Source organism: Pseudomonas sp. BP8 (assembly GCF_017875955.1).
GTDB lineage: Bacteria > Pseudomonadota > Gammaproteobacteria > Pseudomonadales > Pseudomonadaceae > Aquipseudomonas.
In genome coordinates this window covers 3,569,623-3,590,781 of sequence record NZ_JAGINK010000001.1, presented here as the reverse complement: position 1 = coordinate 3,590,781, position 21,159 = coordinate 3,569,623, and the positions used below count along the sequence as shown (strand labels likewise).

The 21,159-nt window shown below is 56.0% G+C and carries 18 protein-coding genes and 1 pseudogene; 5 read left to right on the top strand and 14 right to left on the bottom strand.

What is annotated here, in order from left to right; all coding sequences use genetic code 11:
- Positions 1-139: 139 nt before the first annotated feature.
- Positions 140-1,198 (top strand): NAD(P)-dependent alcohol dehydrogenase, encoded by a 1,059-nt coding sequence (locus tag J3B00_RS15740; protein ID WP_209868504.1) that lies wholly within the window; start codon positions 140-142, stop codon positions 1,196-1,198.
- Between the two features lie 78 nt (positions 1,199-1,276).
- Positions 1,277-2,059 (top strand): carboxymuconolactone decarboxylase family protein, encoded by a 783-nt coding sequence (locus J3B00_RS15735; protein ID WP_209868503.1) that lies wholly within the window; start codon positions 1,277-1,279, stop codon positions 2,057-2,059.
- A gap of 3 nt (positions 2,060-2,062) precedes the next feature.
- Here J3B00_RS15735 and J3B00_RS15730 read toward each other — a convergent pair whose 3' ends face one another.
- The 5 genes from J3B00_RS15730 to J3B00_RS15710 are packed head-to-tail and all read right to left on the bottom strand — an operon-like array spanning position 2,063 to position 7,451.
- Entirely contained in the window at positions 2,063-3,031 is a 969-nt protein-coding gene (locus tag J3B00_RS15730; protein ID WP_209868501.1) for an XdhC family protein, read from the bottom strand.
- Between the two features lie 10 nt (positions 3,032-3,041).
- Complete coding sequence (locus tag J3B00_RS15725) at positions 3,042-5,252, bottom strand: xanthine dehydrogenase family protein molybdopterin-binding subunit (protein WP_209868500.1); 2,211 nt, start codon at positions 5,250-5,252, stop codon at positions 3,042-3,044.
- A 12-nt stretch (positions 5,253-5,264) separates the two neighbouring features.
- Positions 5,265-6,248: a xanthine dehydrogenase family protein subunit M gene (locus tag J3B00_RS15720; protein ID WP_209868498.1), complete on the bottom strand. Its 984-nt coding sequence runs from the start codon at positions 6,246-6,248 to the stop codon at positions 5,265-5,267.
- Positions 6,248-6,913 (bottom strand): (2Fe-2S)-binding protein, encoded by a 666-nt coding sequence (locus J3B00_RS15715; protein ID WP_209868496.1) that lies wholly within the window; start codon positions 6,911-6,913, stop codon positions 6,248-6,250. The genes J3B00_RS15720 and J3B00_RS15715 overlap by 1 nt, the downstream gene beginning before the upstream one ends.
- 52 nt (positions 6,914-6,965) lie before the next feature.
- Positions 6,966-7,451, bottom strand: coding sequence for a cupin domain-containing protein (locus J3B00_RS15710; protein ID WP_245362823.1), 486 nt, complete (start codon positions 7,449-7,451; stop codon positions 6,966-6,968).
- 170 nt (positions 7,452-7,621) lie between these two features.
- On the opposite strand from J3B00_RS15710, the pseudogene J3B00_RS15705 reads away from it, so the two are divergent.
- Both J3B00_RS15705 and J3B00_RS15700 read left to right on the top strand, forming a co-directional pair.
- Positions 7,622-8,508: pseudogene (locus tag J3B00_RS15705) on the top strand (LysR family transcriptional regulator); the annotation flags it as partial.
- Positions 8,509-8,712: 204 nt separating this feature from the next.
- Positions 8,713-9,456, top strand: coding sequence for a YkgJ family cysteine cluster protein (locus tag J3B00_RS15700; RefSeq protein ID WP_209868494.1), 744 nt, complete (start codon positions 8,713-8,715; stop codon positions 9,454-9,456).
- A 22-nt stretch (positions 9,457-9,478) separates the two neighbouring features.
- On the opposite strand, the gene J3B00_RS15695 is transcribed toward J3B00_RS15700, so the two are convergent.
- The 6 genes from J3B00_RS15695 to J3B00_RS15670 all read right to left on the bottom strand — a co-directional run bounded on the left by J3B00_RS15695 (position 9,479) and on the right by J3B00_RS15670 (position 16,552).
- A complete protein-coding gene (locus J3B00_RS15695; protein WP_245362566.1) occupies positions 9,479-10,174 on the bottom strand; it encodes an NAD(P)-binding domain-containing protein in 696 nt (231 codons plus the stop codon).
- A gap of 102 nt (positions 10,175-10,276) precedes the next feature.
- Positions 10,277-11,440, bottom strand: coding sequence for an efflux RND transporter periplasmic adaptor subunit (locus J3B00_RS15690; RefSeq protein WP_209868490.1), 1,164 nt, complete (start codon positions 11,438-11,440; stop codon positions 10,277-10,279).
- 1 nt (position 11,441) lies between these two features.
- The gene (locus tag J3B00_RS15685; protein WP_209874905.1) at positions 11,442-14,606 is read right to left on the bottom strand and encodes an efflux RND transporter permease subunit; all 3,165 of its coding nucleotides are present in this window, start codon (positions 14,604-14,606) and stop codon (positions 11,442-11,444) included.
- A gap of 59 nt (positions 14,607-14,665) precedes the next feature.
- Complete coding sequence (locus J3B00_RS15680; protein ID WP_209868489.1) at positions 14,666-14,956, bottom strand: LysR family transcriptional regulator; 291 nt, start codon at positions 14,954-14,956, stop codon at positions 14,666-14,668.
- Entirely contained in the window at positions 14,946-15,257 is a 312-nt protein-coding gene (locus J3B00_RS15675; RefSeq protein WP_209868487.1) for an antibiotic biosynthesis monooxygenase family protein, read from the bottom strand. The genes J3B00_RS15680 and J3B00_RS15675 overlap by 11 nt, the downstream gene beginning before the upstream one ends.
- Positions 15,258-15,562: 305 nt before the next feature.
- Positions 15,563-16,552 carry an aldo/keto reductase gene (locus J3B00_RS15670; protein ID WP_209868485.1) on the bottom strand — a complete coding sequence of 330 codons (990 nt, stop codon included), beginning with the start codon at positions 16,550-16,552 and terminating at the stop codon, positions 15,563-15,565.
- 139 nt (positions 16,553-16,691) lie between these two features.
- Here J3B00_RS15670 and J3B00_RS15665 point away from each other — a divergent pair, with 139 nt between their 5' ends.
- Positions 16,692-17,606, top strand: coding sequence for an AraC family transcriptional regulator (locus J3B00_RS15665; protein ID WP_209868482.1), 915 nt, complete (start codon positions 16,692-16,694; stop codon positions 17,604-17,606).
- Positions 17,607-17,665: 59 nt separating this feature from the next.
- Here the strand turns inward: J3B00_RS15665 and J3B00_RS15660 are convergent, their stop codons facing one another.
- From J3B00_RS15660 to J3B00_RS15650, 3 genes are all read right to left on the bottom strand, one after another.
- Positions 17,666-17,824: a hypothetical protein gene (locus J3B00_RS15660; RefSeq protein WP_209875187.1), complete on the bottom strand. Its 159-nt coding sequence runs from the start codon at positions 17,822-17,824 to the stop codon at positions 17,666-17,668.
- 518 nt (positions 17,825-18,342) lie between these two features.
- Positions 18,343-19,671: an OprD family porin gene (locus tag J3B00_RS15655; RefSeq protein ID WP_209868480.1), complete on the bottom strand. Its 1,329-nt coding sequence runs from the start codon at positions 19,669-19,671 to the stop codon at positions 18,343-18,345.
- A gap of 111 nt (positions 19,672-19,782) precedes the next feature.
- A complete protein-coding gene (locus tag J3B00_RS15650; protein ID WP_209868478.1) occupies positions 19,783-21,132 on the bottom strand; it encodes an aromatic acid/H+ symport family MFS transporter in 1,350 nt (449 codons plus the stop codon).
- Positions 21,133-21,159: the final 27 nt, after the last annotated feature.

The following is a 21,159-nucleotide window of genomic DNA, read 5'->3' as shown; positions in this document are numbered from 1 at the left end:
TACCGGCGCCGAGAGTTTCGGTCGCTCTAGAATTCATGAGCAAGGCTCATGAGCCCATGCAGCTTGTGCGTCTTAATCCATGGATCGAAGTTGTCTACCATTTGACCAGCGACTCATTTGTCCAATTTCGAGGTACGCAATGATTACCATCGGCTATGCAGCGCAATCCCCACAGAGCCCGCTGGCTCCTTGGACATTCAACCGCCGTGACCTGCGGCCCAACGACGTCGCCATGGAGGTGCTGTACTGTGGCGTCTGTCACTCTGACCTCCATACCGCTCGCAATGATTGGGGCTGGACGGTTTACCCCGCTCTACCGGGCCATGAGATTGTCGGGCGCGTGACCGCTGTAGGTAGCGATGTCAGCCGCTACAAGGTCGGAGACGCCGTTGCAGTCGGCTGCATGGTTGACGCCTGCATGACGTGTGACCAGTGCCGCAAGGGTGAAGAGCAACTCTGCCGTGAAGGCAATACCAATACCTACAACGGCAAGGATCGCGTCACCGGCGAGAACACGCTCGGCGGGTACTCGAAGCACCTGGTCGTGCGGGAAGATTTCGTTCTGCGCGTTCCTGAAAGCCTCGATCTATCCAAGGTGGCGCCGCTGTTGTGTGCAGGCATCACCACGTATTCGCCATTGCGCACCTGGGACGTGGTTCCTGGCAGCCGGGTCGGTGTAATCGGCCTTGGTGGCCTGGGTCATATGGCAGTCAAACTGGCAGCCGGCATGGGCGCCGAAGTCACCGTAATCAGCCGAAGCCGCGACAAAGAGGCTGATGCACTGGCCCTTGGCGCCAAGCGCCTATTGTCATCGAGCAACCCCCAAGAAATGGCCGCAGCTGCTTCCAGCTTCGATCTGATCATCGATACGGTTCCGGTCAAGCACGCGCTGGATGCCTACGTGGCCCTGCTGGATGTCGATGCGACCCTGGTGATGGTTGGCCAGATCGGGCCGATGGAAGAGCAGAACACTGTACCCATGATCCTGGGTCGCCGCCGCGTAGCGGGCTCGCCGATTGGTGGCATCCGCGAGACTCAGGAAATGCTCGACCTGTGCGCCGAGAAGAACATCCTGCCCGAGTGCGAAATGATCCGCATGGATCAGATCAACGAGGCGTTTGACCGAATGGAGCGCGCAGACGTGCGTTACCGCTTCGTCATCGACATGAGTTCGTTGCAAGCAGCGGAAGCGAACTGACGGTTACCGCATCACCAAGTTCGCAGGCCGGCATTGGGCGGCCTGTGGACGCTTCGACTCTCTACCTGGGAATGTCCGATGAAGCTGCTTACCGCAACCACTTTCGCAACCCTCCTTCTCTCAGCAGCAGTGGACGCTGACGAAGCTCAGCCACGCCGAGATCCCAGGCCCTCTCCTGACGTGCTCGAGGTCACTCCACAACTCTACAAGTACACGACCGACCTTCTCTTCGGCGAAGTTTGGAAGCGTGAAGAGTTGATTCCAAGAGACCGGAGTCTGATCACCCTTGCCGCCCTCATTGCAAGTGGTCAAATTCCGCAGCTCACTGGCCACATCCGGCTTGGTTTGGACAATGGTCTCAAACCCAGCGAGATCAGCGCCGAGATCACCCACTTGGCATTCTATTCGGGCTGGCCGAACGCCATGTCGGCTGCCAGCGTCGCCAAGCAGATTTTCAGCGAGCGGAAAATACCTGCGGAGCAAATCGTACCTCCCGCCGGAGAGCCATTAACTCTTGATCCAGAAAGCGAGGTGAAACGCAGGGCAGCGGTAGAGGCTGGAGTTGGTGGAGTTGCACCAGAACTGGGCCGGTATACGAATGACGTGTTGTTCGCAGACTTATGGCTGCAGAGCAACCTCAGCCCGCGAGATCGCAGCTTAGTTACGGTGGCGGCCTTGATTGCCCAGGGGCAAGCAGCACAGCTCCCCTTCCACCTCAACCGTGCCATGGACAACGGACTCACTCGCGCCCAGGCTGCCGAAGTCGTCACCCATCTTGCGTTCTATGTGGGCTGGCCAAAAGCGATGTCTGCAGTACCGGTGCTCAAGGAAGTTTTCACAACTCGTGAGCAAAACGGTTAACCCTCACAAGCTGCTTCGCTTCACACCATTCGAGACCCGGAGGATATCCGCGATGACTGCCATTGCGATTTCAGCCGGGGTCTTGCTTCCCAGGTTCAGGCCAATAGGCGCGTGAATCCTTCCCAAGCTTGCATCATCTAACCCACCAATCCGAGACAGTCGCTCGAATCGCTTCTCACTTGTCCGATGTGATCCCATGGCCCCGATGTAAAACGCTGGCGTGCGAACTGCCTCTAGCATGGTGAGATCATCCAGGCGCGGATCATGAGTGAGGGCGACAACTGCGGTCGCAGAGTGGCAGCCCCCATTGGCGATATAAACTGCCGGCATGATCTGGTACACCTCTACGCCGGGCATAGAGAAATTCTCCAGAATTTCCTCGCGTGGATCACAAAGGATCACCTCATAGCCGAGCGCCAATGCAAAGCTCGCGCAGAATTCTGCTACAGGTGAAAGACCCGCCAGTAGAAGTCGCTGAACCGCTCCGACGCGAATGCGAACATGCTCGACCCCGACGTCAACGCGCGGAGCATGCATGCATCCTTCGCTAACAGTTCGAACGCCTGTTTCTAGAAGCACCTCCCGAGTGATGAGATGACGACCTACAAGAGCGGATTCGATAGCTTGAAGATGGTCGTCTACATCAGTGCTGGGATCCAGGTACTCCACCAGCACATCCAGAACGCCGCCGCATGGCAGGGCCAAGGTGGGGGCTAGGCCCCCATCCCCATAACGAATGACTTGGCTCATTGGGCGAAAATAGTCATTGCCCACGCGCTCCAAGAAATCGTCCTCGACACAACCTCCAGAGAGAGACCCTCGGTGCTCACCAGTGCTCAAACATGCAAGTGTGGCCCCTGGGCCTCTTGGTGCAGAACCGTAGGTAGAAAGCACCGTGCAGAACCAGACCGGCTTCCCTTCTGCCAACCAGGCCCGAGCCTGCTGAACGACTTGGAGGTCTAACTGCTTCATGTACTGCCCCTCAAACCGTCATCAACTTTTCCTTGGTAATAGGTAAGCTGCGAATTCGTTTGCCGGTAGCATGGTAAACAGCGTTAGCCACTGCTGCCGCAAGGCCCGTCACACCGATCTCGCCGATTCCTCGTGCGCCAAACTCACTCAGGTTGTAGTCGGGATAGTCCAGCAGGGTCACGTCGATATCCGGCAAGTCGCCGTGGACAGGCACCACGTATTCTGCATAGTTGTTGTTGACCGGCAATCCACTGCGAGGATCGTTTTCAGATGCCTCGAACAACGCCATGCCCAGGCCCATGATGATTGCACCCTCCACCTGGTTCCGAGCGGCCAGGGGATTGACCACCTTGCCTACATCGATGGCACTGACGACCCGCGCTACCCGCAACCTGGAAATGCCCGGATCCCAACGCACCTCCACGAAGTGGACACCGAAAGAACGGTACGAATAGTCACCACCTTTGGCGCCGCTCTGGAAGTTACCCTCTGCACGACCTATACGCTGATGACGCAAGACCTGAGCAAAGCTGACGCGTTGATCGCCATGAACAAGGCTGCCCTCCTCAACCTTCAAGCTCTCGGCATCCGCGCCGGTCAAAAGTCCACCTTCCATCACTGCGTACTGGCGCAACTTGTCGAGTGCCGCTCGAGTGGCTCCAGCAATTGCGGGGAGGATACTGGCCGTAGCCCACGAGCCACCCGCCAATGCCCCTGGTGGAAAGGTCGAGCTACCCAACTCGACCTCGATGCGCTCGAACGGCAGACCGGTAAGCTGCGCAACAGTTTGTGCAACCACTGTGTACGTACCGGTACCAATGTCTTGCTGCCCGCATTGAACCAACGCACTGCCGTCTGAACGGACGATCACTCGAGCATCGGTAGGCACCTGGTAGGCCTCCCAGTTACAAGCCCCCATGCCATAGCCGATCAGCTCGTCCCCATTACGCATTGCACCGATAGCTGGGTTACGTGAGTGCCAGCCAAATCGCTCAGCAGCTACATCGATGGCTTCGAGCAGATGATTGCTCGACCATTCCAGGTTCAAGCTCTCATCGCGGGCGGCCAGGTTCATCTTGCGAAACGCCAACGGATCCACACCACGCATCAAGGCTAGTTCGTCGATGGCGGACTCAAGAGCGAACAGTCCTGGGGCTGCACCAGGCGCTCGCATCGATGTCGGCGTGCCGCGATTAAGCGGGCTGTTCTTGTGATTGACCAGCACGTTGGCGCAAGAATAGAGACTGCGAGTAACCCCGCCACAGGCCTCAGTGTAAGCGTCCGTGGTTGAGGTACTGTTGAAGGACTCGTGACGAATTGAGACGAGCTTTCCACTGCCATCGGTGGCCAATCGGACACGTTGAATCGTCTCCGGGCGGTGACCAGTAGTGGTGAACATCTGAGCTCGAGGCAACATCAACTGCACCGGGCGCTTAACAACTTGAGCAGCAGCGCAAGCCGCTATCGAATGCGGCCAAGGCCAGAGCTTGCTGCCAAAGCCTGAACCAATAAAAGGCGCATGCACTTCGACCCGGTCAGGGGGCAGATCAAAAACGTTGGCTAGCACATTGCGGTGATTCACCACCCCTTGGGTGCCCTCGTAAACATACAACTTCCCATCACGCCAGAAAGCCGTGGTGGCGTGCATTTCCATGGGACTATGAGTCTCCACAGGCGTGGTGTAGGTCTGGTCAAACCGTGTTACTGCCGTTTCCCATGCCGCATCCGGGTTTCCACGGCTGTGGCCGCGACCTCCTTCACGAGCTCCTTTCTGTTTGAGAGCATCCGATAGGCTTGTGATAGCCGGAGCCTGTACGTAGGTCACCTTAACCCTCAGCGCTGCCGCACGAGCCTGCTCGAAGGTGTTAGCCACTACCAAGGCAACGAACTGCCCAGGATAAGAGACTTTGTCATCCTCAAAAGGCAGCCGGCGCTCGTCGACCTTTGCAGCATTGAGGATGTCATTGAAAGTCATCGGAACATTGGGAGTACGGTGTAGCGTGGGGAAATTACCATGATGCAGCACGGCGACCACGCCGGGCATAGCCCGAGCTTGCTGATCGTCGATGGTCACGATGCGACCGCTCGCTATCGTACTGTACACACCATAGGCGTAGGCCAGATTTGGCAATGGGTGGTCAGCCGCATAACGGGCAGCGCCTGTAACCTTTTGCCGACCATCGATACGTTTAGAAGGCGTGCCGATAATGGATTGGCTCATAACGTCAGGCTCCTATGCAGTCAGATCACGAAGATTTCGAGTCACGACCTGTTGGCCGAGCGGAATCTTGAAAGCATTGTGTTCATAGGGTTTAGCCCCCTGCATCGCTCGCTCTCCAACACGGGTGAACAAGTCCATGTCTGCCCGTTGACCTATCAACGCCTGCTCAGCCTCAATAGCTCGCCAAGGCTTTGTCCCAACTCCACCGAGGGCAATCCGTGCGTCAGTGATGCGGCGTCCATCCATCACCACGACGACTGCACTTGATGCTAGAGCGAACTGGTAGGAATCACGGTCACGCAGCTTAAGGTAGGCGGAACGATTATCTTTGAGTGGCGCATTCAGGGTCACATGGGTAATGAGTTCATGAGGCTGCAGCGCATGCTCCAACCAGGGCGTGTTGCGAGGAAGCAGGTGGAAATCGGCGAACGGGATTTCTCGGACGCCGTTGGGCCCTTGCACTGTGACCTGCGCACCAATGGCGACCATAGCTACGCACATGTCGGAGGGGTGAGTGGCGATGCATTGATCGCTTGTACCAAGCACTGCATGAACGCTGCGGTTATGGCCACCGATAGCCGAACAACCTGAGCCTGGCTGACGTTTATTGCAGGGTGAAACCCCATCACGGAAATAATTGCATCGCACTCGCTGCATAACGTTACCTGCGGTCGTGGCCTTGTTTCGCAATTGGGTCGATGCACCCGCCAGGATGGCCTGAGAGAGTACAGCGTACTGTTCTCGAATTAGAGGATCACTTGCCAAGGCAGTATTGGTAACCAGGGCGCCGATACGAACGCGCCCATCAGCAAGCCTCTCAATCTGCTTGAGCGAAAGATGGTTGATATCAACCAAGCGCTCAGGCTGCATTACGTCCAGTTTGACCAGATCCAGGAGGGTGGTGCCGCCTGCCAGATAAAACGACTGCCCAGGGGCAGCATGGGTATTTACGGCTTGGGCAGTCGACTGGGTGCGGGAATAATCGAAAGTGCGCATTAGACTGTCCCTCCCATTTTTCCGCGAGCAGACTGAATCGCCGCCAAGATATTTTTGTAGGCGCCGCACCGACAAATATTGCCGCTCATGGCTTCCTTCACGCTGGCATCATCAGTACCGATAGTGGGATCCTTGAGAATCGCCACCGCACTCATAATTTGTCCCGATGTGCAGTAGCCACACTGGTACGCGTCATGCTCCCAGAAGGCTTCCTGTACGGGGTGAAGAACGTCTCCCTGGGCCAGTCCTTCAATGGTCGTGATCTTGTCGCTGTCATGCTGCAGCGCAATCGAGAGGCACGAGTTGATTGCCACTCCATTGACCATGACAGTGCATGCGCCGCACTGGCCATGGTCACAACCTTTCTTGGTACCGGTGAGCTGGAGACGATCACGTAGCACGTCCAGCAGGATCGCGTTCGCCGGGACGTTAAGCTTGTGGAGTTGACCGTTCACTGTCAGTTGAACACGTTTTTCACCGGCCTTGGGTGCGCCTTCGTCATCGACGGGGGCTAGCTGTGCTGCAATCACGCGCTCAGGTATCCAGGTCGATACTGTGGCGGCAGCGATGCCTGAGACGCCGAACTTTAGAAAATTACGCCGTGACGGAGCGACGCCTGCTACCACTTCTCTATCGGATTTATCTGAGCTTTTGGTATCGGTCATCAGGATTCACCTTTGAACGTGCGTCGATACGGTCATCACGACGCCAAGAGATTCATGGGGTTTTGGCATAGTCTTCGTTGGACACATGCTCCAGCCACTGAACAGCGCTGCCGTCTTGCAACTCGGCAATTGCGACGTGGCTCATGCCTGTCGTGGCTGTCGCCCCATGCCAGTGCTTGACGCGAGGTGGGATCCACACCGTATCGCCGGCACGTATAACCTGGATCGCATGACCCTGCTGTTGCACCAGGCCAACACCGCCAGTGACAATCAACGTCTGCCCCAATGGGTGGGTATGCCAAGCAGTACGGGCTCCCGGCTCAAATGTCACGGTTCCTCCACTGACCCGTGCGCCGCCAGTCCCTTGAAATCGGCCATCAATACGAGCGCTACCAGTGAAAAAATCGGGAGAGCCTGCTGTGGAGGGCTGTGCGCCTGCAGGGGAGACTGTAACAACCGGTAGCTCATCAGCACTGGCATTGATCGCAAGAAGCAGTAGTAATGCATGAGCCAACGGAAACCGAGTAGTGAATTTCAACCTGCTGGGTGTGTATGGATAGGTGTTGGAAATGGTTTCAAGCATAGGGGAGTCCTCAAGGGAGAAGGCCTATTGGATTGAATCACCATAGACAGACACTGAATGTAGCGGTAACCACTTCAAGTGATTAGTAGCTAGAATTCACATAACCTCATGAACTGGTCTCATCAATGCTCCGGGAAAATGCCAACGACCTGCTAGCCTTTTTAGCAGTTGCTTATGAGCGCAGCTTTACCAAAGCTGCTGCGAAACTTGGTGCTCACAATCTGCTCTAAGTCACACGATTCGTGGCCTGGAGGCTCGGTTAGGACTGCGCCTGCTGACTCGCACAACCCGCAGTGTTTCTCCTACGGAAGCAGGTGAACGCTTGATGGAGCGCGTTGGGCCGCGCTTCGATGAGATTGAGCATGAGCTCGCTCAGCTGAGTGATCTGCGCGACAAGCCGGCGGGAACAATTCGAATCAACGCCATGGATTTCTCACTAGAGCTGATTCTGCGACCGGCCTTGAAACGGTTTCTGCCAAACTACCCTGACATTTCCGTGGAGGTGTGCTGCGACTACAGCTTCGTAGATATTGCCGCCCATGGATTTGATGCTGGAGTACGTTTGGGCGAGGACGTGGCTGAGGGGATGATCGCTACACGTATCGGCCCAGACACCTGCATGTCGGTGGTGGGCTCACCGGCATACTTCACTGATCGTCCAATTCCTCAAACACCACGCGACTTGGTACACCACAAATGTAACAACTTGCGTCTACCAGTGAATGGCGGCCTATATGCCTGGGAATTCCAAAAAGGCCAGGAGTCGATGAATGTCCGGGTGTCGGGGCAGATCACCTATAACGGTGTCTACCAACTGGTAGGAGCAGCACTTGATGGATTTGGGTTGAGCTACGTCCCAGCCGAACTAGCTGCCCCTCACATTGCAGAAGGCCGGTTGATCCACGTGCTTGAAGACTGGAGCCCAAGCTACCCTGGTTTTCATCTGTATTACCCAAGCCGACGCCAGGCCTCCCCTGCCTTTGCATTGCTGGTAGAAGAGCTACGGTACCGAGTCTCGGGACTAATGAGCGACGCTCATAAGGCCTATCAAAGTCTTCGTACTAATCGTCTGTTGCGATACACCCTATGATCGACGATCCGAATTTGCGGGCTTATAGGAAGTGTTGCTCCTGACTGCTGCGTGTAGTCAGAGCAGCGCCAAGAATTAGTACGCGCCAGGATCTGCGAGTCCGGTGCAACTGAAGGTGAGTGTGCAGTGACTCAATCTAGCAACCAGGCTAACAACACCCGCTTCGCCTGCGTGGGATGCGGCGCTTGTTGCCGTGGTAGGTTTGTGCCTCTGACCCTAAGCGAGACGCTTGCATGGCTCCGCCGTGGGCATTCCGTTGCCGTGTTGCTGGAGGCGTTCGATGATTCAGCCTGGCCCTACGGGGCACCTGAATTCGGCTACCACAAATTGCGGTCAGCTTCTGTGCAATGTGGGGCAGGCGCACTGCAAGTCATAGCAATCTTCGCGGGCAACGTGATTCCTCAATGTCCCAACCTAGGGGCTGACGATCTATGCTCGATCTATTCCGAACGGCCTCTGGTCTGCCGCATCTACCCCATGGAGATCAATCCGTTCATTCCACTCTCACCGCTTTCAAAAGACTGCCCACCTGAGAGCTGGGATCAAGGAAATCTCCTGGGCTCTGACCGGGAACTGACAAATCAGATTTTGCAGTCACGCCAGGCGGATCGAGACGATGGCCAACGCAAGGTTGAGATATGCGAAGCACTGGGATTGACAGTGGCGGCTTGGAAAGGAAACGGCTTCACCATCTACATGCCCAAAGTTGAGACTATGTTGGCCGCCATCGAGAGCCTTGGTGAACAGGACTCAACAGAGCCATCATGGCGAATCAAAGCAGAGGATGTCGAGCTGCAAGAAGCGCTCGAGCATCGCTCATTTGCTTTGGAAAAGGCCGACAGCGCCGATTTCATATTCCATCAGCTATAAATGCCCTGCGCCTGTCTTACGCCTACAGGCCCAAAAGGTCGCGTAACTTCGCCTCAGAGGTGTTGGCACGGAATCCAGGCCCACCTCGCTGGAAGGCAACTGCTTGAGCCAAGCCCCCGACCACTACGGGTGCACACCCGGCATCGCGAACCAGCTGCGTGGCCACCTGCAGGGCGCTTGCGTCATCACCTGCAATAGGAACACCAAGCGTTGGCCCTCTCCCTTCAAATGAGGCCTCTACAGAACTTGCATCCACTGCACTGAAGGCGCGCACAACGTTCGCGCCGGGGAAATACTTCGCAGTGGTGACTGCCATGCCATTCGCCATCGCCTCTTGGGCAATTTCGCTCCGACTAGACGCGGATGGATTGCACGCATCCAGCAAAATCTTACCTTGTACTTGCCCATGCAGGCTTTTCGCCAAATCTGGTATGGCTTCGTAGGGTACAGCTAACAGCAGGATATCTCCGAACTCCGCTGCCTCCTTGGGCATGCCGAATGAGGCGTGGGCGCCCAGCGGTTTCACCCACGGTTGCAATTCTTCAGGATTGCGGGTGGAGAAAAACACTTCATGGCCTGCTTTGACCCAGCATCGGCCAACCGTACCACCCAGCCATCCTGCGCCGATCACTCCAATTCGCAACGGTCTCGAAATCCCCCCACCGCCGCCGCCACCAAACCCTAAGCTTGGGGCTGCCGCAAACACCGTCATAGCCATCAATGCTGCCCGCCTTGTCAGAGCCATAACTTTCCCCTCGTCGCAGAAAAAAGGATTTGAAGTGAGCTCCAGCCTGCATAGCTGGACTACACGGTTGCCAAATTACTTCTTGGCCTGAGAGTCCACCTGGGCTATGCGTACCTGGTCACCCGTGCTCAGGCCATCTGGAGGATTCGCAATTACTTGGTCAGCCAGACTAATCCCATCAGCAAACTCCAAGTAGGTACCGTGGTCGCGGTTCACCGAAACCTTCTTCAGCTGCACGACTCCATCTTCGTCGACTGTGGCTATCTGCATGCCGTTCTTACCTACGATCAAAGCGCTCGGTGGCAAGCTAACGGTAGAAGGTGCAAGGCTGCCTTCGAACTGAACGGTCGCGAAGGAACCCGGCAGCAAATGACCTTCAGAGTTGTTCACACTCAGCTGAACCAGCATAGCGCCTGTTTCTACATCAACCGCTCTGGATAAGGACTGCACAGTCGCATCAAATGTCTTTCCGGGTTGCTCAGGCACCCTAAGCTTGGCATGGGCTCCAGCTTGCACCCAGGCAAGCTGACGCTGAGGAACGCTCACGTAGACACGAAGCCGGCTGATGTCGGAAACCACGAACAGCTCGCTACCCGCTGTCATGCCAACGTTGATCAACGCCCCCACATCCGTATTGCGCGCAGTCACCACGCCATCGAACGGAGCGATGATCCGTGTATAGCCCTGGAGGGCCTGGAGCCGATCCACATTGGCCTGAGCTTCGTTGACTTGAGATCGCTTAGTTGCCAAATCACCAAGGCGCTCCTCGACCTCCTGGCGTGAAACTGCCTGGCTTTCGCTGAGCTCCTGCCAGCGTTTTGCGGTGGAGCTGGCCAAAGTCATTTCACTTCGAGCAGTTACGAGCTGGGCTCGAGCCTGACGCAGCTGCTGATCAAGATCAGGCGCATCAATCTCTCCCAAGAGCTCTCCCGCCTTGACGGGTGATCCAATGTCCTTGTTCCAGCGTTTCAGGTAGCCACTCACTCGTGCATAAAGCGGTGCACGTGACCAAGCCTCGATTCGCCCCGGAAGCTGAAGAGTGGCAGGCGTCACCACGCTAGGTGCGACAAGAGCAACAGTCGCAATCCGTTTACGCTCAGACTCTTGACCAAGCTGTTCGGCCTGGGAATGGCGACTCATGAGCCCGAATACGACGATAGCTCCGACAGTCGCGACCACACCCAAAATGAATAGGGTGCGGCCAAGTCCGCTGGTATTTGCAGGCGCTCTCACAGTCATATCAAATCGCTCCAGGAACAAGGTTCTGCTGGGGTGCAGTACGGAAATCGTGGCGGTGAACCAGGCTGAACAGCACAGGTACGAATAACAGGGTCGCAACAGTCGCAAACAACAACCCGCCGATCACTGCGCGACCAAGGGGGGCGTTTTGCTCACCGCCCTCGCCCATGCCCAGCGCCATGGGAAGCATGCCCAGGATCATTGCCAAAGCAGTCATCAGCACTGGCCGTAGTCGTGCTATGCCTGCTTCCAACGCGGCAACCGTTGCGTCTCTCAATTCCTCCAAACGCTCACGAGCAAAACTGATGACCAGCACACTGTTCGCCGTAGCAACGCCCATGCACATGATCGCGCCAGTGAGCGCTGGGACAGAAAGCGTGGTGCCTGTCGCGAAGAGCATCCAAACAATGCCTGCGAGTGCCGCAGACAATCCTGAAACGATCACCGCTGGATCGAGCCACGACTGGAAGTTGATAACGATCAGCAGATAAATGAGTACGACTGCGCCAAGCAGACCGAACAGCAGCCCGGAGAATGCTCGATCCATGGTCTGTACCTGACCCATCAAATTGACGGTGCTGCCGCGAGGCACTTCCCCAGACATCTCTGAAATGATCTTGCGAATGTCCTTGGCAACCGCTCCGAGGTCGCGATCCTGGGTAGCAGCGTGGATCTGCACCATGGGCTGCACGTTGTACTGGCTAACCATCCCGCTACCGGTTGTTCGCTCAAAGTCAGCCACAGCACCCAGGGTTGTGATATTCGCAGAGCTTCCATTTCCGACTGGCAGATTTGCAAGGGCAGACAACGAGTCCAATCTTGGCTGAGGGGTTTGAAGCACAATTGGATAGCTCACACCATTCGCTGGGTTCAACCAGTAGGTAGGTGCAACCTGGCTACTGCCGGCCAAGTTCACCACCAAGCTGTTCGTCACGTCACGGGTGGTCAGATCGAGCAATTGAGCTTGAGTACGATCCAGATCGACATTGAAGACAGGCGCCTTGTTGGACTGCAGGATTCTCGCATCAGCTAAACCGGGCACCGTCCGAATTTTCTTCAGCAATTGCTGGGCGTACTCGAAATTCGCATCCACATTGTTGCCCCGTATTTGGATGTCGATTGGCGCAGGGGCACCAAAGTTTAGGATCTGGCTGACGATGTCCGCTGGAGGAAACGAGAACGTGCTGTCCGGGAAGCGTTCAGGCAAAACCTCCCTCAGCTTTCTCACGTAGTCCTCAGTAGGCTGATGAGCAGGACGCAAAGCAATCTGGAAGTCGCCATCCTGAGAGCCCATAACACCCGTGTTGTTGTACGTCAGGTTGATGTTGCTGGGCGGCAGGCCAATGTTGTCCACCAAGGTAGTAATTTCTTCAGCTGGAATGACGCTGCGAATAGCCTCTTCGATCTCAGCGAAACGGGACGCGGTTTCCTCTACTCGGGTACCTACCGGCACCCTGACGTGCATCAGCACTTGGCCAGAGTCCACGGATGGAAAGAAGTTGCTGCCAATGAAGGGCACTAATCCGAACGACAACGTGACGATTGCCATGAAGCCCAAAAGGAATGCCTTACGTCGGCGCAGAGCAGCTTCAAGGACACTCTGATAGCGCTGGCGAAGCCGTTCAAACCGGACTTCGAAGCCCCTTTGGAATCGAACCAATGGATTGCGCGACGGGCTTTGAGGTTCACCGTGCGACTGGTGTGGTTTGAGTAGGTACTTGGCCATGGTCGGAACGAGCGTCCGAGACAGAATAAACGAGCAGATCATGGCGAAGATCACTGCCTCTGCCATCGGAACAAACAGGTACCGTGATACCCCCTCCAAGAAGAACATCGGGACAAAGGCAATACAGATACAAAGGAGTGAGACAAAGGCTGGAGTGACGATTTGACGAGCACCATCAAGGATCGAAGTCTCGACATCCTTACCCTGCTCGAGGTGCCAGTTCACGTTCTCGATGGTCACCGTTGCATCGTCCACCAGAATACCGATGGCCAACGCCAAGCCACCCAAGGTCATCAAATTGAGTGTCTCACCTAAAGCCGCGAGGATGGTGAGCGATCCCAGGATGGCTAGAGGAATCGATACCGCGATGATTACAGTGGAACGCCAGCTCCCGAGGAACAGCAGAATCATCACACTGGTGAGTGCTGCCGCAATAGCGCCTTCGAGGACTACCCCTTTGATTGCTGCGCGCACGAACAGGGATTGATCATTGATGGGCTGAACATTCAACGCCTCTGGCCAACCTGGCTTGAGGGTTTCAATCTGTTGGCGTATGCCGTCAACGATGGCCAAGGTCGAAGCCGAGCCATTCTTGAGCACCGACATCAGCACCGAACGACTGCCGTCGACATGCACGATGTTGGTTTGCGGTGCATTACCATCGTGCACATCAGCAACATCACGAAGGTAAATGGTACTGCCGTCGACGACCTTCACCGGCAACATACCGAGCTCATCGATGGCAGAGGGAGCACCGTTGAGCTGCATCGTGTATTCCAGCTCACCGATTTTCTGGGTACCGATAGGCACTAGGATATTGTGGGCAGCGAGTGCAGCAGAAACGTCCTGGGCTGATAACCCTCGCGCCTGGAGCGCTTCTGGGTTGACGTCGATCTGCACCTGGCGCTGTTTGCCACCGTATGGCAGGGGCATAACTACACCGGGCACTGTGATCAACGGGGTGCGGACGGTGTTCATGCCAAGATCGAAAAGCTGCTGCTCCGATAGGCCCTCACCTGAAAGTGCCAGTTGAAGGATCGGCACAGTAGCGGCGTTGTAGTTGAGGATTACTGGAGGCTGGATACCAGCCGGCATCTGCCGAAGCGCGACCTGCGATGCAGCAGTGATCTGAGCATTCGCTACCGCAATGTCGACGCCTGGTTGGAAGAAAATCTTAACAACGCCAACACCTGGATAGGTATTGGACTCAATGTGCTCGATATCGTTGACCGACGCCGTAAGTAAGCGCTGAAAGACTGTTGAGATACGCCCGGCCATTTGATCAGGGGGTAAACCAGTGTACTGCCACGCTACGGCAATTACAGGGATCCGAATCTCCGGAAAGATATCCGTTGGCGTTCGTGAAGCCGTTAGCGGGCCGATAATGAGTACCAGCAACGCCATCACGACAAAGGTATAGGGGCGACGCAAGGCCACCATCACGGTACGTATCAGCACTGACGGCTCCGATTTCTTATTGAGCTAAAGTTGAAGTCGTATCAGCTGCCTGGCTGACAATGTCCCAAGGCCCGTTGGATATGCCTGAACGCCGGGGTGAGCTCGTCCGCAATGGATCGGGCTCGCCTCGTGGGGATGAGAGTGTTGTGTTCTCGAACAAACAGCGGATCACTGAAGTAGATCCGCAGCTTCGCTAAGGTATTACTCACCGCTGGCTGAGTGATCTTAAGCCGTTCAGCTGCGCGGCTCACACTGTGCTCGTGATAAATCAACCAAAAAGCCAGGAGACTGTTGAGGTCTATGTCATGCAGCAAATCGGCATCAACGACCATGAGACTTGGCCATCTGGGGAATAAAGCTACCGAAACTAAGGCTCGCCCCTTTCTGTATAAGATCATCCAGCAGCGCCGCCATCGCCGCGCCTTCAAATGAACTTTCCATCAAGGCCTTGCTTTCCCAATAGCCGCTGAGCCACCAGCGAGACTCATCTTGAGAGCTTTGGACAAGCACGTAGTCGTGGCAACCAGAATATTTCTGGAGACGCAGTACATGAGCTTGAGCGAATTCCGCAAAAGCGTGAATACATCCTTCGGGCAACTGGATTTCGATGGTGTTGACGCATTCGATGGCCATAGCTCGACCCCGCTTTGTGAGATAGCGCGAATCTAGCCCTAGACTAGGGGAGCGACTACCACGCGGAAACGAAATATGCCTATGAGGCTGGTTCATCAATAGCGCAAAACCAGCGTTTTTCCTGGCCTGCAGCTACGTGAGCAGAGAGGGGCGATACAATTTGAAAAGATTGGCGGGTTTGAATGGGCACGTCAAGGGCCTCGCAAAGAAGCGATTGGCCTACGAAATGGACGCGCCTCCTAAGCTTGGTCACAACGCGGCACGCGGGCATCAAGCTATGCCCGCGTGCGGTCATGAGCAAGGAGTTATTTTTCAGACATCGACAACAGCCCATCGTCCAGCCGGGCACCTTGAATGTTGATGGACGCCAACTGCGTATCGATTTCACGCAGGTCGTCGTCGGTAAGCTCCAGGTCGACAGAAAGGATGTTCTCGTTCAGGTACTCAATCTTGTCCATACCTGGGATTGGCACAATCCAGGGTTTCTGGGCCAGCAGCCATGCCAATGCAATCTGTACCGGGCTGGTCTTCTTCCGTGCAGCAAGGACTCGAAGCATCTCAACCACGGGCATGTTCGCTCGAATGGCCTCTTGGGTGAAACGAGGGAAGCTTGCTCGAAGATCTGTGGAGCTATCAAACTTCGTGTCGGCAGTAATGGTGCCAGTCAAGAACCCAGTACCAAGGGGGCCCCATGGGACAAAGCCAATACCCAGTTCCTCACAAACGGGGATCACCTCCGCCTCCGGCTCGCGAGTCCAGATCGAATACTGATTCTGAACAGCCGCCACGGGATGAACTGCATGTGCCCTTCGGATAGTGGATGCACCCACCTCCGAAAGACCGTAGTGAAGCACCTTGCCCTCGCTGATGAGGTCTTTCAACGTCCCAACCACATCTTCGATTGGGACATTTGGGTCTACGCGGTGCTGGTAGAAAAGGTCTATGTAGTCGGTCTTCAAACTGATCAGCGAGGCCTCGGCCACAGCGCGAATGGTCTCCGGACGACTGTCCGTACCGACAATTCCACCGTTCTCAAGCTTGAATCCAAATTTGGTTGCGATGATTGCTTGCAGCCGCCGCCCTACGAGAGCTTCACCGAGAAGCCGCTCATTGGTGTAAGGCCCGTAGGCCTGGGCTGTGTCGAAGAAGTTGATCCCCCGATCCTGAGCAGCATGGATCACTCGGACGCCATCATCCTGGCTAACCGCTTTGCCCGTGCCGAAGCTCAGATTCATCACACCCATGCCCAGAGCAGAAACCTCCAGACCACTGTTACCCAATTTACGCATCTTCATGCCATCACCTCTATGGTCGGCGGTAAACTTCATGAGTTAAGTGTGGATCCAGAGGTGATATCGCTCTACCCGAGCCTTGCCCGAACTATCGTGATTTTGCTTTTATCTTTTGACAGCATTTCCTACCCGAGTGATGGTCATGAACACCGAACCCGTCCCTGAGATGACCTCGGCTAACCGCCTCGACAGCTATCCCGCAGGCACGAAAATCAGCTCGACTCAGGGCTTGGCGTGGCGGGACGTGCAGATGTCCACGTTTGCTCTGACCACGTTGTCGGAAACCTTCACCATGCCAGCTGTCATTGAGCCCCTGATCGTCTGGGTGACATCTGGGGTTGCAGATACCTGTGAACGAGCCGAGAACGGAGAATGGGCCAGCACTCGAATCAGCGAAGGGTCGCTGTTCATTACCGCTGGAGGCGCCCCCTACGAGTTCAACTGGACACGGTTTAGCGCCGAGCCTGTCGAGGTGGTGATGGTGCTTCTGGACTTGGCGCTTTTCGAAGAAATACTGCAGTCGGTGTTTGGCGATAGAGCCAACCAGGCGATGCTCCAGGATGTTTCCGGCGTGGCTGATGACGCTTTAGTATCCCTGCTGCAGGTACTACGAGCAGAATCAGAACGCTCAGACGCAAACCGACTGTTCACTCGAGGAGTCGCCCAGGCCATATGCGTCCACCTCGCTCGTCAGTATGTAGAAATAGATGCGGAGGCTCACAAATCAGCCCCTGCCCTCCCCCTGCACAAGCTACGTCGCATCACGGCCTGGATGACCGACAACCTAGCAGAACCTTTCAGCTTGAGGGCTTTGGCCCAGCAGGCAGGCATGAGCGAGTATCACTTCAATCGGCTCTTCAAACGAGCCATCGGTCTAGCCCCCTCGCAGTACCAAATAAAGCTACGCTTGGAGGAAGCAAAGCGAATGCTGAGAGAAACAGACAAAAGCATCGTGGCAATCTCTAACGAGATCGGCTACTCAAATCCTAGCCATTTTTCACATCTGTTCCGAAAAGATTCCGGACTCTCACCTAGCGACTACAGACGTCAGCGCTAGTGGCGATTGGTTCGGCGCTTCTCCCTACTATTCTTTCACGCCGATTCACTGCTGCATTTCTACAGTATTAACTGCTGTACGCTGGCTATGTCTGCCCAAGGATCATCGCCGGCAAGCTCATCCAGATGCTCTTGAAGATTGGTGATGTTCCACCGCGCTGCCGACTTCAGCTCCACCAGCTCTTCCAGGTAAATCGGGAGATACAGATAGTCTTTCACGAGCCCTGGCCGCATCCTGCGTCGAGATCATTCAGCCAGCCGATCTGGCTTGATTCGATGCTGAAATGAATAAGCCCGCCCCGGTCTCCGGCGCGGGCTTTTCATTTGCCAAGTCTTGGCGAGTGTCAGGCCGGCAAGTCAGTCCTCGTGAGGTGATGTCTGCGCCTGCAGGATCTTCTGACACAGCCCTAGATCCAACCACTTGCCGACTAAAAGGCGGTTTCCTTGATCACGCCGGCTTCAACGAAGCCAAGTCGCTCAGCCGACCTGTCCCACCTGATTGTCCGTGTGCGCTAGGTCGACGTCGAAAGATTGGATGATGGTTGTCACAGCAGACGGCTGAAAAAAGCCTGCCCCGGCTCGCCCAAAGCTGCGCGCAGTGGCCATGTCAGATGGGGATGGGGTTGGGCAGGATCGAATCGATGAGCTCGCTCAGTAAGCGCTTTGGATGAGGCATCAAAAGTCCACGCGGGATCGCCAGCTCCCCAGCTATGCGATCCCTCCTTTCACTTGCGGTGTTAGAAAATCGACACCGTGTAGGTTATGTAGATCCTGTTTTCATCCAGGTTGCGTTGCGAGGGGTAGGTGCTTCGAAGGGTTGCGTTGCGCCATGAAACGCCCAAGCCCCGCAGTGCTGGACTCTGGAAGGCATAGGAGACCGAGAAGTCTCGCTCCCACTCCTGCTTGTCACCGGTGGTTGTCTTGATCTGATCACCGCGCTGGTAGGCGAGCGACGTGGTCAGGCCAGGGATGCCATAGGCTGCAAAATCAAGATTGTACAAGGCAACCCACGAGCGCTCTCCTGCTTTCTGAAAGCGAGCGCCGGTCTGCCGATCGGTGATCAGGTAGGTAGAGGCCCCGTCTTGCTGGTTCACGAAGGGGAAGTCGCTGTCGCCACTCAGGTGCTGATAGCCCAACCCGATGGAGTGACCGGAAAGCGTATAGGTGAACAGTGCTGCCATTGCCCGGTTATCCACCTCACCTTCGTTGCGGTAGCCCGCACTGCGGTAGCCCTCGGCCCGCCCTGCCACGCTACCGTTTTTGCCCGAAGAACTGCTATCGAAGTACCTAAGGTCGGTTTTGAATGAACCAACTGGAAGTGGTGTGTTGTGAACCAAGCCTACGAAGTGCTGCCGGTAGAAGTCCTGGAGCTCGCCATAGTAGTACTGGAGCGTCAGCTCTTTGCTGAGGCTGTAGTCGACGCCAGCGAAATTGAACTCATTGCTGCGCTTGCCCGATGCGCCACCCGCGCCGGAAATCGCCATCCCCTCACCATTCGATGAGTTGCGACTTTTGACACGTTGAATCTGGCCGGCGGTGAACGTGAACTTGTCCAGGTCGCGGGAGGTTGCCTGGACGCCCTGGAAGGTCTCAGGCAGCAGGCGTCCATCGTTGAACACCAAGACAGGCATCTTGGGACGGAGCGTGCCGAGCTTCACCTCGGTCTTGGCGAATCGAAGCTTCCCGGTCAAGCCAAGCGAGCTGAATTCGTCCACCGCACGGCCATCACTGTCGGTCGGGAACAGCTGGCCTGCGCGGTTGGTGCTTTGCGGGTTGTAATGAGTACCCTTGCCAGAGTTCAGCTTCAGGCCCAACAGGCCCAGCGCGTCGATGCCGACACCCACAGGCCCCGTGGTATATCCGGACGTGAAGTCAAAGACGAATCCCTGCCCCCATTCTTCCAGCTTGGAGGGTTTGATAGTGCCATCTCGCAGGTCTTGATTAAAGTAGAGATTCCGCATGTCCAGTCGAGCATGAGAATCTTCAACAAATCCTTCCGCAAAGCTCGCAGACGGCAATCCCATCAAGGCAAACACACTAAAAACAATATGCTTAGGGCGCGACATGGATTTCTCCTAATTATTATATTTGTGGCGGAAATATTTTATTTGGCACGCAGCCAGCTCCCAGCCGACGCATCGCTGGCAATTGAGGAAGTAGTAATACCTATATGAAAACTAACTTAAATAAGTAGAGGCGCCTGGCAGAGACGCCCGTTGTCCGAGGCTGATGATATAAAGCGCAAAGATAACCGAGGCACCGATCAGGACTGGCAACGCCAACCACCAGAAGAATGTCGACGTATCTCCAGCTGCCGCGATGATCCAGGCGCCCATAGTTGATCCCGCAATCGAGCCGAGCCTGCCGCAGGCCATCGCCCAACTGACGCCGGTCGCCCGGGCGGTCGTCGGATAGATGTTTGCAGAGACAAGGTTCAGCCCGTTTTGCGCGCCGGCAACGCCGAAGCCGATCAGGAAGACCGCCCCTGCCAGCAGGTAGAGGTCATTGACCAAGTAACCAGTGGCCGCAATTACCAGCGCCGCCCCGAGGTAGGACGTCGCCAGTACACGGTAAGGGCCGAGTCGATCCATCAACAGCGCAAGAATAATCGCACCTACCGTCCCGCCGATGGGCACCATGGCCCCGATCCTGGATGCGTGAACGATGTCATAGCCGGCATCTTTGAGCAGCGATGGCAACCAGCTGGTGATGAGGTAGAACACGAAGAGCGAGCAGAAAAACGCGCTCCACAACAGCACCGTTTTGACGGCCCTACCCTCGATGAACAGCTGAGAGATCGAGGTTTGAGTACGAGCCGACGTTTCATCTGGAAGGATGACCCGGTCACGCCAGTCTTCACCTGTGATCCGCTCAACCACTTTACGCAGGGCGTTCTGCTGTTGTGGGCGCGATGCCATGAACCGCGCGGACTCAGGGAGGAAAATGGCCAGGAATGGAAGCATGGCCAATGGCACCACCCCACCGAGTATCAGCACGCCCCGCCACCCGAAGACTGGAATGATCTGGGCAGCAAGCAGACCACCCAACGCGAGGCCTGCAGTGAACCCGCTCCAGCTCAGGGTCACCATGATCATCCGCCGCCGGGCAGGGGAATATTCCGAGGTCAGCGTGATGCAGGTGGGCATGGCCCCGCCCAGACCGAGACCGGTGAGGAAGCGAAGCACTGTCAGAATCTCGACAGAGGGGGAGTAGGCTGAAATGAGCGTGCACATCCCGAACAGGAAGACAGACAAGAGCAGTATGCGCTTGCGCCCCAAGGCATCGGCTATCGGGCCGAAGAAGAGGCTACCGATCATCAACCCGAACAGTCCCGCACCGAACACCGGTGCAAGCTGTACAGGTGACAGCCCCCACTCTTCTCGCAGAGCTGGGGCAATGTAGCCAATGACGGCGGTATCGAAGCCATCCACCAAGACGATCATAAAGCACAGGGTCAGGATGATTACCTGATACACCGATATCTTGGCACCGTCGATAATATCGCCGATGCGAACGGAACTGCTCATGCTGTATTCCCCTATTATTAGGCTTGT